Below are 13,721 nucleotides of genomic sequence, written 5' to 3'. Positions count from 1 at the left end.
GCCCAGTGGTTTGCTGAAGTACCACGCCGTTGACAAGTGCGCCCCGCACCTGCGGGGATGAGCCGTCCCACGTCTTCTTTGGGGAGTCGCCGGTGACGTGCGCCCCGCACCTGCGGGGATGAGCCGGATGGGCGCTTCTCTGCTGGTCAGCGCGCTAAGTGCGCCCCGCACCTGCGGGGATGAGCCCCGGAATCACCCGCGACGAGCTGGATAAGATGCGTGCGCCCCGCACCTGCGGGGATGAGCCTCGCTGACCAACTCGGCTGCGGTGTCGGCACGGGTGCGCCCCGCACCTGCGGGGATGAGCCCCGCCTTCTCGACCTGGGTGCACCAGGTGGCGAGTGCGCCCCGCACCTGCGGGGATGAGCCGGCCGGCGATAGTGCTTTCCGTGCTCAGGCGAAGTGCGCCCCGCACCTGCGGGGATGAGCCTAAGCACATCGCCGAAGCTGTTGACGGTCTTGAGTGCGCCCCGCACCTGCGGGGATGAGCCCGTAACACTGTTTAATGTGGCGTTCTATTTAACGTGCGCCCCGCACCTGCGGGGATGAGCCCCCGGACAGCTTCGCACGAAGCATATCCGGGTCGTGCGCCCCGCACCTGCGGGGATGAGCCCGTCCGCAAAAACCCCTACCGATAAGGATTCAAGTGCGCCCCGCACCTGCGGGGATGAGCCCATCCTTCCAATCCGGGGATAAAAACTAGGTCAGTGCGCCCCGCACCTGCGGGGATGAGCCTTGGCTCCGCCAGAATTTCGACATCCCTGAGGCGTGCGCCCCGCACCTGCGGGGATGAGCCCCCATGAAAATAGTGGAAATCATGGCACCTATAGTGCGCCCCGCACCTGCGGGGATGAGCCGTTCCGCCACCCATCCTCCCGTGCTCGGGAGAAGTGCGCCCCGCACCTGCGGGGATGAGCCTCCGTAGTGCTGCCACTTGGCGAGGGGCAGGTCGTGCGCCCCGCACCTGCGGGGATGAGCCGCTTCCGGGTTGTCGATGGATAACCTGAATGAGGTGCGCCCCGCACCTGCGGGGATGAGCCCCGGGAATCTGACTGGTGGTGTTCTCGGCGAGAGTGCGCCCCGCACCTGCGGGGATGAGCCCCTTTTGCAATAGCACCGCGTAGGGTATCAACAGTGCGCCCCGCACCTGCGGGGATGAGCCGATTAATTACCTAAGGGTGCCGTTCTTGCCGTGGTGCGCCCCGCACCTGCGGGGATGAGCCCGGCGGGGCCGAATGACACCGTGCTGAATACGGGTGCGCCCCGCACCTGCGGGGATGAGCCGCGGCCCCAAATGATTGACAAGAACCTGCTGCTGTGCGCCCCGCACCTGCGGGGATGAGCCCGCCCCGTAAGACTACTCGTAATAGCCATAAAAGTGCGCCCCGCACCTGCGGGGATGAGCCTATGCAGGCGTCGGATGCGTCGGTGGCTGAGGCGTGCGCCCCGCACCTGCGGGGATGAGCCGGACATGCGTGATGCTAATCGACTCGCCCAGGCGTGCGCCCCGCACCTGCGGGGATGAGCCCCATTGACCATCACAGACGCGTCGACGACGGCGGTGCGCCCCGCACCTGCGGGGATGAGCCGGAAAACAACCCCAAGAAGGGAACCCCAAATGAGTGCGCCCCGCACCTGCGGGGATGAGCCCCCTGCCCCACCGTCGCGATCGGCGTCTTGATGTGCGCCCCGCACCTGCGGGGATGAGCCCCCAGAGTCTCCAGGTCGCACGGTGGAGGTGATGGTGCGCCCCGCACCTGCGGGGATGAGCCGCCGCCCGCGTCCTCGACCACTACAAAACAAAGGTGCGCCCCGCACCTGCGGGGATGAGCCGGCTGTAGCCCGGGAATATTGCATGCGCCACTAGTGCGCCCCGCACCTGCGGGGATGAGCCCGATGATAATTACATCCCCTGGGCAGCCGGAACGTGCGCCCCGCACCTGCGGGGATGAGCCCATCGACGCAGCAGCATGCCGCAAATCATGCGGGTGCGCCCCGCACCTGCGGGGATGAGCCCTCCAATGCTTGACATCATCCGCACCGATATCAGTGCGCCCCGCACCTGCGGGGATGAGCCGTCGGCGTCGACGGTCGCTGGGAAGGTCGTGGTGTGCGCCCCGCACCTGCGGGGATGAGCCGTAGCCGTTGCCGAAGGTTTTGCCCTGCTCCGCGTGCGCCCCGCACCTGCGGGGATGAGCCGTTTGTCGCCAAAACCCGACCACTCGCCAATCTGTGCGCCCCGCACCTGCGGGGATGAGCCGCAGCAGTCGGCTGCGGCGATTGAGGAAAAGCCGTGCGCCCCGCACCTGCGGGGATGAGCCCTGCTGCCACGTCAGCATCAACAGTGTCGGCCAGTGCGCCCCGCACCTGCGGGGATGAGCCGTCCAAGGCGCAGAACCTCGAACGCGATTTAGAGTGCGCCCCGCACCTGCGGGGATGAGCCTCAGTTTGGGGCGCTCCTTTGGTTTTGTGTTTGGTGCGCCCCGCACCTGCGGGGATGAGCCGGAACGCCCTGTGATCGTGCGTGAGGACGGCAGGTGCGCCCCGCACCTGCGGGGATGAGCCCGAGCAGGGGGTAGGAGGTGCCGAGGTCAACCTGTGCGCCCCGCACCTGCGGGGATGAGCCCCTCGTGGACGAGAAACGGCATCTGCACACGATGTGCGCCCCGCACCTGCGGGGATGAGCCTCCGTCCTCGTCGACCTGCCAGCGGTAGTCCGGGTGCGCCCCGCACCTGCGGGGATGAGCCCTTGGGCCTAGAAAACCCGGGGTAAGCGCATCCGTGCGCCCCGCACCTGCGGGGATGAGCCCTCAATACCGACTAGCCGATAAGTGGATTCTTTGTGCGCCCCGCACCTGCGGGGATGAGCCCATCGCCCACCACCCCGAGCTCGGCCTGTGCTCGTGCGCCCCGCACCTGCGGGGATGAGCCCCCCGGGGCACCAGTCGGCGGCTTCCTCAAGGGGTGCGCCCCGCACCTGCGGGGATGAGCCCGCCTGCGAAGCAGCAGGGCAGGGAGAGCATGGGTGCGCCCCGCACCTGCGGGGATGAGCCCACGATGGTCTTGTTGCCATCCGCGCCAGCATAGTGCGCCCCGCACCTGCGGGGATGAGCCCGTCCACCAGCGCATAGGTGCGCGTCCCGTCCGGTGCGCCCCGCACCTGCGGGGATGAGCCGCACGGTATCGGGCGATCGGGTGGCCTCGGCCTGTGCGCCCCGCACCTGCGGGGATGAGCCTTACCGTCGCTGTCCTCATGGCCGACGGCCAGGGTGCGCCCCGCACCTGCGGGGATGAGCCGCTATCAAGCCACACATGGACAGCCCCCAAGACGTGTGCCCCGCACCTGCGGGGATGAGCCGTCTGGCCGTTGAAATCGAACGGGATTCGACCCGTGCGCCCCGCACCTGCGGGGATGAGCCCCGCCTGCTGCTGGGAAAACAGCGACCCATCGGGTGCGCCCCGCACCTGCGGGGATGAGCCTGCTTGGGCAGGGCGCGGCCTATGCTGACGGCGGTGCGCCCCGCACCTGCGGGGATGAGCCTGTCATCGCCTACAAGGAGGCGGCGCCCGCTTAGTGCGCCCCGCACCTGCGGGGATGAGCCCGTGGCGACCTCCCACTCTGTAACTGTATTCGGGTGCGCCCCGCACCTGCGGGGATGAGCCCGAGGGGATCGCGGACATGTCGCCGGTCTCGACGTGCGCCTCGCACCTGCGGGGATGAGCCCGCGGTCGGAGACCCCGCAGCACTCGGCCTGTCGTGCGCCCCGCACCTGCGGGGATGAGCCTAACCGCCACGTCACCCTCCTGGGCCGTCAACGGTGCGCCCCGCACCTGCGGGGATGAGCCCTATGTAACTCCCCAGTTCAGAGTTGGTTTTTGGTGCGCCCCGCACCTGCGGGGATGAGCCTAGCCGATCGCGGACACCCACCCTCGTGGGCTGGTGCGCCCCGCACCTGCGGGGATGAGCCTCCACGGCAAAACTGTCAAGCCCCGGGTTTTTTGGAGGGTGTGTTATCTGGTTTTTGGGTTGGTTACGCCGCTGTTTGAACGGGGTTCAGACTGGCCCAGTAGGCGTTCTCGTACTCGACAGGACTGGTGTTGCCGAGCCGTGAGTGCAGGCGGTCATTGTTGTACCAGCCGACCCACGCAGCGGTCGCTTGCTCGACGTCACGAGCATGTCTAAACCCTGCGGGGTGCTGATCAATGTTGTGGATACATTCGCCCTTGTACAAACTGTTCACGGGTTCTGCAAGAGCATTATCGTAGGAATCTCCTTTCGACCCGACTGACGCAATGATCTGGTTCTCTTCCAAACGCTGCCCATAGGCAATCGCCCGGTACGAGGGTGTCAAGTTGTTTGTGTGTGGGGCTGATTTTTACATGTACTTGTCGAATCGGTCGGGGTAGGCCACAGCCATCTGGTTGATGGCGTGTTTCCATCCGGCAACCCGTCCACCTTCCACGAGCCGGCCAGCAGAGGCGGAGACGCGTTTGCCTTCCCTAGCCCGCTTGACTGCTCGTTTGTCTTCGATATGGCAGATCATCAGCCACAGCGTCTTCATCGCTGACTCATCATTAGTGAACTGCACCCTGTTCCGGGTGGCCTTCCGCAGCTCATTATTGAAAGATTCAATCGAGTTCGTCGTATAGATCACCTTCCTCGCAGCCGGTGGGAACTGCAGAAACGGGGTAAACCTCTCCCACGCATCCCGCCACACCTTCACCGACCTCGGGTACTTCTCACCTAGTTCAGACGCCTCGAACTCATCCAAGGCTGCGGCAGCGGTTGGCTCATCCGGTGCGGTGTAGACCTTTTTCAACGCTGCAGATACGGCCCTACGATCCCCGTAGGAAACCCACCTATTTGCCGCCCTGATCAGGTGCACGATACAGGTTTGGACCATGGACCCAGGCCAGGTGGATTCCACGGCTTCTGGTAGGCCTTTGAGCCCGTCGCAGCAGACGATGAAGACATCTTTGACACCGCGGTTAGCGAGGTTGGAACACACCTGGGCCCACAACGATGCTCCTTCCTCTTTGGCGATCCACAAGCCCAGGATGTGCTTGATTCCTTCGAGATCCACTCCGATGGCCATGTACGCAGACTTGTTGATCACACGGCCCCCATCACGGACCTTGATTCGCAACGCGTCAAGGAAGATGACTGGGTAGAACTCATCCAGCTGGCGGTTTTGCCACACCATGACTTCATCAAGTACGGCGTCGGTAATCGCCGAGATTGTCTCGTGGGAGATATCCACACCCATCGTGGTGGCGAGATGATGCTGGATATCACGGATTGTCATGCCACCTGCGTACAAGCTGATGATCAGATCATCGATATCGGTTAAACGCCTCGAGCCTTTCGGCACCATCGTGGGGACAAACGTGCCAGCTCTGTCTCTTGGGACGTCCACGGTGACCGGCCCGTAGTTCGAGTCAATGGTCTTCGGGTAGCTGCCGTTTCGGTGATTATCCGTACCGACAGCGGCTTTACCGTCTCGATCACCAGCCTGATACCCCAGGTGGGCATCCATTTCAGCGTTCAAACCCCTTGTAATCGAGGCCTGTAACATGCCTCGAACTAGGTCGTTCGCATCAGTGGTAGAGGTACCGAGCTCATCAATCAACTTCGCGATTTCTGGGTTAGCAAGCAGCTTCTGCTCGATTGCGTCAATCTTGGCCTTATCGGCTGGGTCTCGTCGTGCCACAGTCATCATTCTGGTCTATCTCCTTATGCGGGTCGGGCACCCACACACAAACCATCAGACACTCTCCCCGGTACTGCACGCCACGATCACTATGGTGGATTAGCTGATCAATCCGCTGGCCTGCACGGCATCTCGCATCAATCGCCATCGTCAGCGTGTCGACCACGAGATCGGTATACATGAACGCGGATACCTTCCAACCGACAATCCTCCTAGAGTAGGCGTCGGTAATGAAAGCGGTGTACACCCAGCCCACATGGGTCCGCACGTAGGTGATGTCAGCGACCCAGAGCATGTTCGGTGCTGGGACATGGAAGTTTCGGTCCACAAGGTCTGCAGGGCACTGCTCTTTCTTTACGGTGTAGGTGGTATTCGGATGCTTCCTGCGGACGGGGCCACGAATGCTAGCTTTCTTCATCAGCCGTTCGACTGTGCACCGAGCGACATGGCCCTGCCCGTGGGAGGCGAGGTGATGGTCCTTGTTGATGAGGGCATGAAGTTTCCTTGCCCCATAGACATAAAAATTGCTGGTGAAAAGGGCATTGAGATAATTCATGAGGATCTCGTCTCGTTTGTCTCTGTTGCTGGGAGTGTGATTGATCCTGGCGTAGTAAGTACTTGGGGCGATCTTGATGCCGGCGTCTTTGAGCACGCGGCAGATAGGCTCGACCCCGAAAGTGTTCTTGTACTGGGTGATGAAATCGACGATTACCGATAGGGGCGGTCGAGCTCCGCCGCGAAGAAAGCCGAGGCCTGCTTCAAAAAACTGTTGGCTCTGCGCAGTTCTGTGACTTCTCGTTCCAGTTCAGCGATGCGCTGAGAGTCAGCGGTGGTCGTGCCCAAAGCCGCGCCGCTATCGATGCGGGCTTGGTATACCCAGCCGCGGAGGGTTTCTTTGTTGATACCGAGCTGCTCAGCGATACGTCCGACTGCGCCGTTAGCGGTGGTGGGGTCTTCTTTGGCTTCGAAGACAAGGCGGACGGCGCGGTCGCGGAGCTCGTCGGGGTACTTCTTATTGGCGGGCATGGGATCTATCCTTCCGTGGTTTCGTACCCTCCATCAAACCCGGGAAGACTCACTTTCGTCCCGCCCAAGGCGCTAGGTGCGCCCCGCACCTGCGGGGATGAGCCCCGGGACCGAGCGCTACGCGACCGAGTTCATCGGTGCGCACCGCACCTGCGGGGATGAGCCCAGCATGTCCCACCACAGTCACAGGAAATGGTAGTGCGCCCCGCACCTGCGGGGATGAGCCGTGCTGGCCCGCCCGTGTCGGCGACGTGCTGGAGTGCGCCCCGCACCTGCGGGGATGAGCCCCCCCAGCGCGCCGGGAACGTCTACCTAGGTATGTGCGCACCGCACCTGCGGGGATGAGCCCTCCACAACACCACTCCAATCTGGCTGCTTAACGTGCGCCCCGCACCTGCGGGGATGAGCCCCCTGGCGACCGGGTTCATGATGTATGCGAAGGGTGCGCCCCGCACCTGCGGGGATGAGCCGCCGCCGCCGCCGAGTGAGGCAAGCCTCGACGCGTGCGCCCCGCACCTGCGGGGATGAGCCCAGCACGAGGAAGTGGGCTACCACCACAAGGAGGTGCGCCCCGCACCTGCGGGGATGAGCCTACCGACCCCTAGCCCGGCGCGCCCGCGCCTGGGTGCGCCCCGCACCTGCGGGGATGAGCCTACCGTGCGGGCGATGAGGGACTTGATCTGCCCGTGCGCCCCGCACCTGCGGGGATGAGCCCCATGGGTACGGCACTTGGAATGTGCGCATGGAGTGCGCCCCGCACCTGCGGGGATGAGCCTTCGCCCAGGTCACCGGATTCTCTTACATCACGGTGCGCCCCGCACCTGCGGGGATGAGCCTCGGCCCAGGGATCGGGAATTCGTTCTTGTCCCGTGCGCCCCGCACCTGCAGGGATGAGCCCAGCTAGATTCACCCCCTACGCCTCCTCGCTTTGTGCGCCCTGCACCTGCGGGGATGAGCCCCGCGGCGCTGCGCGTCTGCAACGGCAGTCATGGTGCGCCCCGCACCTGCGGGATGAGCCCTCGACCTCCACGACCTACTCGGCATCGACATGGTGCGCCCTGCACCTGCGGGGATGAGCCCAAATGGGTTTGCAACCGTTACTCCAGGAGCAAGTGCGCCCCGCACTTGCGGGAATCAGCCCTCCACTTTGTGTCCAAATATGTTGTCCCGGCACCTGCGAGCACACTCCTTGTCGCCAGCACCATGGGCGTCAATCGCGAATGGGTTTTCCCGGGCCCTCAGGTGAACAGCATTTCCTCACCCGAACCAGCATTCTCCGCCGGAACCTTGATTCGCTACCGATAGGCGTCGACAAGCAACGCAAAAGGACGCCCGCGCAAAGCGGACGCCCTTTCTGAGCAGGTCTTTTTAGGCGGTGAGGTCCTTGAGGACGGCCTCAGCCGCGGCGCGCTGGACGGCCTCGGTGCCCTTGATGCAGGCTGCCTTCGTCTCGTACGCCTCGCCAACGGCGACGATCTCACCGTTGCCAGCCTTCAGGCGGAAGCGGTACTTGCCAGCCTTATCTTCGTACACTTCAAACTTTCCGGCCATCTTGTGTCCTTTCCGTACGAGCCAAGAATCGTTCACCACTCATTCTCCTACGGTTAACCGAAAAAGGGGAGGGTCACAGAAAACTGACAGGTTCTAGCCAGCTTGCTTGTCGACGGCCAAAGCATCCGCCCAGCTCAGAGGCGGTGCGCAATTCTTGGTGGATTCTTGGAAACCGCAATTTAGCCTTGGGTTCATGAACGAATTCATTCCAGGAGAGCTGGGATTCACCATCGCGGCGAACTCGCTGCACACCGGGGTGCTCGGGGAGCTGACCTCGGGCCTGTACGCGGCGCTGGAGCCGGGCTTTGCCGTCGTTTACGTGCTGGCGCTGGCGGCCTTCATCGCCTGGCGCGCGGGCGACTACCGCCGCGGGTTGGAGTTCGGCGCGACGGTCGCGGCCACGTGGCTGCCGGTGGTCTTCATCAAGATGCTGGTCGCGCGCCCGCGCCCGGAGCCGTCGCTGCTGCCGCACCCGACCGCGTTCACGCCGGGGGACTGGTCCTTCCCGAGCGGGCACACCGCGTTCACGATGGCGCTCGCGGTCTCGCTGTTCCTGTTCAGCCGCAACCGCGTGCTGCGGATCCTCGCCATGGTGCTCGTGCCGGTCGTGTGCGCGACCGTGCTCATCAACGGCGTGCACTACCCGACGGACGTCGCGTTCTCGCTGGTCTGGTCCGGTGCGCTCGCGCCGCTGTGTGCTAAGCTGGCGTGCCGAGTTGGTAGCCTGCTCCCCGAACGGTTTGGATCAGATCGCGGTCAGCTTTCCGACGGACGTAGTGAACGTACGTATCTACCGTCGACAGAGAATCTCCATGATCAAACACAGCCCCCAGTAACTGCTCGCGGCTAAACACCCGGTTGGGCTCGCGCGCGAGCACGGTCATGAGGGCGTTCTCCTTGGCGGTGAGCATGATCCTTCCCGTGTAGGGCGACTCGAGGCAGCTGTGGTCCGGATACAGGACCCAGCTGCCTATTTCTATGCCCTGATCCTTGCCGGAGTAGTCGCGGGTGAGCGCGCGAAGCCGCGCCTCCAGCTCCTCGAAGTCGAAGGGCTTGACGAGGTAGTCGTTGGCGCCGGAGTCGAGGCCGCTGACGCGGTCGGAGACCTGGCCGAGCGCGGTGAGCAGCAGCACTGGGGTGGCGTCGCGCCGGGCGCGCATCCAGGCGATGAGCTCGGTGGCGTCGCCGTCGGGAAGCATGCGGTCGAAGATGCACACGGCGAACATGTTCTTTTCCAGCTGGGGCTTGGCCTGCGCCAGCGAGACCACCCACGTGACGTCCCAATGCATGGACAAGATGTCGCGGGTGACCTCTCCCAAGCGCAGGTCGTCCTCGAGGTAGAGCAGCGGGTCCATGGGGTGCCTCCTAGTCGGCCTTCTTGAGCGTGAGGGCGAAGGTGGTTCCCTTGGGCCCGGTATTTTCCACACCCACCGTACCGCCGAAGCGGTGGACGGCGTCCTTGACCAGCGCCAGCCCGATGCCGTGGGACTGGTCGCGGCCGGGCGTGCCGCTGGCGAAGCGGTCGAAGACGCGGGAGGGTTCGATGCCGGTGATGCCGGGGCCGTCGTCGGTGATGCGGACGGTGACCTCCTTGTCGGTTTCCTCGAGGTGAAGTGCGACGTGCCCGCCGGTGGGGGTGTGGCTTAAGGCGTTGCCCACCAGCGCGTTGAGGCAGCGGTGCAGCGACACCTCGGACATGCTGATCCGGGTGTCGGCGTCGCGCGCGGGGATGGCGAGGCTAATGCCGCGTTGGGTGGCGATGAGCGACTGGTTGTGCTCGAGATCGGCGAGGGCGCCCGACAGCGAGGCCGTGGCGTCGAGGTCGGTGGTGGTGGAGGCGATCTCGAGGAGGTCGTTGACGATGTCCACCATGTCCTGGGTGTCCCGGCGCAGCTCCTTGGCCACCGGCGCGATCTTCTCATTCCCCGCGGACAGCGCCTGAAGCTGCTGGACGCGGGCGTGCATGACCGCAAGGGGAGTGCGCAGCTCGTGGGAGGCATCCGCGATGAAGTTCTTCTGGCGCTCCATCGCCTCGGCCAGCGGCTGCGTGGCCTGGCGGGCGAAGTAGAATGCCGCGGCCGAGGCCAAGACGATGGCGCCCGCGCCGAGCATGGCTACGGAGATGAACAGGTCGACGGGCTCGAAAGAGATGGTCACATGCCGGGGCGCGTCCGGCTTCGAGCTGCCGAAGGTCGCCTTCCACCACAGGGCGCTGAAAAACATGGCGGCGCCGGCGAAGACCATCCCCGCCGACACCAGCCCCATGCGGATGGCAAAGCGCTTGGCGCTCTGGCGGAAAAGCTCTTGGTCTGCGTCTCGATTCTGCACGCTTCTAGCCTAGCTGACCTGCGTAAGACAATTCTTGGCGGTTTCTTAGAGGGGCTTCGCGAGAATGGTTGGCAAAGACAAAACGATTCCGATTTTTTCAGGAGTACATCAATGATCAGCATGGGTCTTTTGACCGCCTTCATGGACTCAGGAAACCTCCTGCAGCAGTTCGGCCAGTACGTCGTCATGGGGCTGGCCGTCGTGATCTTCATCGAGTCCGGCGTCCTGTTCCCGTTCCTCCCCGGCGACTCGCTGCTCGTGACCGCGGCGATCATCCGCTCGGACCTCGGCATCAACGTCGCGGCTCTCCTGGCCATCGCCATCACTGCAGCCTTCCTTGGCGACCAGGTGGGCTTCTGGCTGGGCCGCCGCTTCGGCCGCCGCTTGTTCAAAGATGATGCCCGGATTCTTAAGACCAAGCACCTAGTCGCCGCCGAGGAGTTCTTCGCCAAGCACGGCCCGGCCGCGCTGGTGCTCGGCCGCTTCGTCCCGATCGTGCGCACCTACGTCCCCTTCGCCGCTGGCACCGCCGAGATGCCGTACCGCAAGTTCCTCACCTGGAACGTCACGGGCGCGATCGGTTGGGTGGTCACGATGGTGATGGTCGGCGTGCTGCTCGGCGACATCCCGGGCGTTGCCACCTCCATCGACAAGATCATGATCATCATCGTGGCCATCTCCGTCCTGCCGATGGCCTTCGGCTGGCTGAAGAATCGCCGCTCGTCGAAAGGCGAGGTGACCGCCGCTCCGGTCGCCGAGCTCGAGCCGGTGAACTCGACCGTCGCCTAAGGAGCCTTTGCCCCATCAGCCCGCCACCTGCGTTTATCGCGTGTGGCGGGCGTACCTTTGGCGTCGATAAGCAAAAAGGAGGATAGAGTGGCTCTTTTGGGTGATGAAACCATGCACCGAGTGGGTGATGGGCGTGCGGTGGGCTACCCTGAAACCCATGCCTGACACTCAAACTAGCGCGGCCGGAAAGGCGCGCGCGTCGTGGCCCCTGTACGCGGGCTTCGCGCTCGTCGCGGGGTTCGTCGCGGCGGTCCTCGGCTGGATCTTCGCCGGCGACTCGCTCGCGGCGCTGGGTATCCCCGACCCCGGCATCCTCACCACCGCCGGGTACCCGTTCCTGCGCGGCGTCGGCTGGCTGCTCGTCGCCCTGTCGGTGGGTAGCTTCCTCACCAGCGCCTTCTTCATTTCGCCCGCCTCGGACGACCTCCCGCACGCGCGGCTGACGGTCGACGGCGTGCTCGCGGCCCGCACAGGCTCCCTAGCGGCGCTGGGGTTCGGCCTCATCGAGCTGCTCATGGTTCCGATGGCGCTTTCCGACGTCTCCGGCCAGCCCCTATCCGAGGCCCTCAAGCCTTCGTCCTGGTCGATCGCGATCGGGCAGGTGTCCGCGGCCCAGGCGGCGCTCGCCTCGGCGATCATCGCCCTCGTGTTTGGCCTCGTCTCGCTCGGGCTGCGTTCGTGGATGTGGCAGCCGGTCTGGCTCGTCTTCGCGATCCTGCAGGTGGCGCCCCTGGGGCTCGAGGGGCACTCCGCCTCCGGCGGCGACCACGACTACGGCACCAACTCGCTGCTGCTGCACCTGCTGTTCGCCTTCCTGTGGGTGGGCGGGCTCATCGGGCTCATCGCGCACGGGCGCAGGCTCGGCCCCAACCTCGCGGTCGGCGTGCGCCGCTACTCGACGCTGGCGCTGGTGAGCATCATCGCCATGGCGCTCACCGGCATCATCAACGCCGCCATCCGCGTGCGCGTGGAGGACCTGTTCACCGTCGCCTACGGCCGGGTCATCGTGGCCAAGTTCCTGCTCACCGTCCTGCTCGGCGTGTTCGGCTTCGCTCACCGCCAGCGCACAATTCCGCAGCTGGAAAAGAAGCCGAGGCTGTTCATCCGCGTTGCGGTGGTGGAGGTCATCGTCATGGCGGCGACCATGGGTGTCGCCGTCTCGCTGGGCCGCACGCCGCCGCCCCCGCCGCGGGACATCACGCTCTCGCAGATGGTCCTCGACATGGGCTACGAGGTGACCAAGGCCCCGACCGTCACCAGCGTGTGGACGGTGTGGCGCTACGACCTCATGTTCACCACCTTCGGCATCGTGCTCACCGGCCTGTACCTGTGGGGGCTGTACCGCCTGCGTGAGCAGGGCAAGTCGTGGCCGTGGTGGCGCACCTTCTGGTTCCTGCTCGGCTCCGTAGGGCTTGCGGTGTCCATGAGCTCCGGCGTGGGCCTGTACATGCCCGCGCAGTTCTCCATGCACATGGTCACCCACATGGTGCTGTCCATGGTCATCCCGGTCTTCCTCGTCATCGGCGCGCCGCTGACCTTGGCCCTGGAGACGATCGCGCCGGGTGAGCCGGGCAAGCCTGGCATGCGGGAGTGGATCGAGGCGTTCCTGCACTCGAAGTCGCTGCGGTTCATCATGCACCCGGCGGCGAACACCATCCAGTTCATCACCATCTTCTACCTGCTCTACATCACCCCGTGGTACAGCCTCATGGTCTCCGAGCACGCGGGTCACCTCATCATGAACTGGGTGTTCCTCACCTCCGGCTACATCTACTACTGGGAGATGATCGGCGGCGACCCGAAGCCGGTGGAGAACTCCGTGATGAAGCGGCTCGCGTGGTTGGTGTTCTCCATGCCCTTCCACCTCTACTTCGGCGTGTACCTGATGCAGCTGTCGCAGATCCTCGCCGAGGACTTCTACTCGAACCTGAACCTGCCGTACCCGGTGGACCTCATGCACGACCAGAACGTCGGCGGCGGCATCGCGTGGGCGTCGGGCTCGTTCCCGCTCATCGTGGTCTTCGGCACGCTGTTCCTGCAGTGGCTGAAGGAGGACAAGGAGGAGATCGAGGAGTTCGATCGCCGCGAGGAGGAAACCGGCATCGACGAGATGGACGCCTACAACGAGATGCTCGCGCGGATGAACTCCGGCGAGATGGACAACGTTTCTGAATACCACAATCAGAGGTTCGAGCGCTAGGCCCTCCTTCCACACGGCCCGATTTCTGTGGATAACTTTTCGCCCTTCGAAGTTATCCACAGAAATCGGGCCGTTTTTCGACGAGGGGTTGAAGGGCCTCGGGTTGGTTGGGATGC

Annotated in this window: 9 protein-coding genes, 1 pseudogene, 2 CRISPR repeat arrays and 1 other annotated feature (1 of these 13 only partly in view); of the genes and pseudogenes, 3 read left to right on the top strand and 7 right to left on the bottom strand. The window is 64.4% G+C overall.

Annotated elements, in window-relative coordinates; all coding sequences use genetic code 11:
* Positions 1–3,968: a CRISPR direct-repeat array (repeat unit 28 nt; unit sequence GTGCGCCCCGCACCTGCGGGGATGAGCC) (it extends 7,962 nt beyond the left edge of the window).
* Between the two features lie 63 nt (positions 3,969–4,031).
* From B843_RS13580 to B843_RS10220, 5 genes are all read right to left on the bottom strand, one after another.
* Positions 4,032–4,352 (bottom strand): integrase core domain-containing protein, encoded by a 321-nt coding sequence (locus tag B843_RS13580; protein ID WP_081751570.1) that lies wholly within the window; start codon positions 4,350–4,352, stop codon positions 4,032–4,034.
* Between the two features lie 24 nt (positions 4,353–4,376).
* Positions 4,377–5,717, bottom strand: coding sequence for an IS256 family transposase (locus tag B843_RS10235; RefSeq protein ID WP_210766213.1), 1,341 nt, complete (start codon positions 5,715–5,717; stop codon positions 4,377–4,379).
* Positions 5,686–6,372: an IS3 family transposase gene (locus tag B843_RS14290; protein ID WP_404825233.1), complete on the bottom strand. Its 687-nt coding sequence runs from the start codon at positions 6,370–6,372 to the stop codon at positions 5,686–5,688. The genes B843_RS10235 and B843_RS14290 overlap by 32 nt, the downstream gene beginning before the upstream one ends.
* Positions 6,331–6,459, bottom strand: a sequence feature (AL1L pseudoknot). Its footprint overlaps the gene before it by 42 nt.
* Positions 6,420–6,737: a transposase gene (locus tag B843_RS10225; protein ID WP_025253411.1), complete on the bottom strand. Its 318-nt coding sequence runs from the start codon at positions 6,735–6,737 to the stop codon at positions 6,420–6,422. It overlaps the preceding feature by 40 nt.
* A gap of 76 nt (positions 6,738–6,813) precedes the next feature.
* Positions 6,814–7,695: direct repeats of the CRISPR family, unit length 28 nt; unit sequence GTGCGCCCCGCACCTGCGGGGATGAGCC.
* A gap of 410 nt (positions 7,696–8,105) precedes the next feature.
* Positions 8,106–8,288, bottom strand: coding sequence for a YegP family protein (locus tag B843_RS10220; protein WP_025253410.1), 183 nt, complete (start codon positions 8,286–8,288; stop codon positions 8,106–8,108).
* A 193-nt stretch (positions 8,289–8,481) separates the two neighbouring features.
* On the opposite strand from B843_RS10220, the pseudogene B843_RS14115 reads away from it, so the two are divergent.
* Positions 8,482–8,958, top strand: a pseudogene (locus B843_RS14115) (phosphatase PAP2 family protein); the annotation flags it as partial.
* A 28-nt stretch (positions 8,959–8,986) separates the two neighbouring features.
* Here the strand turns inward: B843_RS14115 and B843_RS10210 are convergent.
* Both B843_RS10210 and B843_RS10205 read right to left on the bottom strand, forming a co-directional pair.
* Positions 8,987–9,643, bottom strand: coding sequence for a response regulator transcription factor (locus B843_RS10210; RefSeq protein ID WP_025253408.1), 657 nt, complete (start codon positions 9,641–9,643; stop codon positions 8,987–8,989).
* Positions 9,644–9,653: 10 nt separating this feature from the next.
* A complete protein-coding gene (locus B843_RS10205; protein ID WP_025253407.1) occupies positions 9,654–10,616 on the bottom strand; it encodes a sensor histidine kinase in 963 nt (320 codons plus the stop codon).
* A gap of 111 nt (positions 10,617–10,727) precedes the next feature.
* Here B843_RS10205 and B843_RS10200 point away from each other — a divergent pair, with 111 nt between their 5' ends.
* Together B843_RS10200 and B843_RS10195 are read left to right on the top strand one after the other, a co-directional pair.
* Positions 10,728–11,405, top strand: coding sequence for a DedA family protein (locus B843_RS10200; protein WP_025253406.1), 678 nt, complete (start codon positions 10,728–10,730; stop codon positions 11,403–11,405).
* A gap of 157 nt (positions 11,406–11,562) precedes the next feature.
* Positions 11,563–13,605, top strand: a complete 2,043-nt coding sequence (locus B843_RS10195) for a bifunctional copper resistance protein CopD/cytochrome c oxidase assembly protein (protein WP_025253405.1) — start codon at positions 11,563–11,565, stop codon at positions 13,603–13,605.
* The last annotated feature ends 116 nt before the right edge of the window (positions 13,606–13,721 follow it).

The organism is Corynebacterium vitaeruminis DSM 20294 (genome assembly GCF_000550805.1).
Classification (GTDB): domain Bacteria; phylum Actinomycetota; class Actinomycetes; order Mycobacteriales; family Mycobacteriaceae; genus Corynebacterium; species Corynebacterium vitaeruminis.
Note: the sequence above shows the minus strand (reverse complement) of the source record. Positions and strands in the feature narration are given on the sequence as shown.

Bases quoted from the DNA above. Each gene is read 5' to 3' on its own strand.
- B843_RS10235 (WP_210766213.1), bottom strand. From the start codon at position 5,717: ATGACTGTGGCACGACGAGACCCAGCCGATAAGGCCAAGATTGACGCA.
- B843_RS10225 (WP_025253411.1), bottom strand. From the start codon at position 6,737: ATGCCCGCCAATAAGAAGTACCCCGACGAGCTCCGCGACCGCGCCGTC.
- B843_RS10220 (WP_025253410.1), bottom strand. From the start codon at position 8,288: ATGGCCGGAAAGTTTGAAGTGTACGAAGATAAGGCTGGCAAGTACCGC.
- B843_RS10210 (WP_025253408.1), bottom strand. From the start codon at position 9,643: ATGGACCCGCTGCTCTACCTCGAGGACGACCTGCGCTTGGGAGAGGTC.
- B843_RS10200 (WP_025253406.1), top strand. From the start codon at position 10,728: ATGATCAGCATGGGTCTTTTGACCGCCTTCATGGACTCAGGAAACCTC.
- B843_RS10195 (WP_025253405.1), top strand. From the start codon at position 11,563: ATGCCTGACACTCAAACTAGCGCGGCCGGAAAGGCGCGCGCGTCGTGG.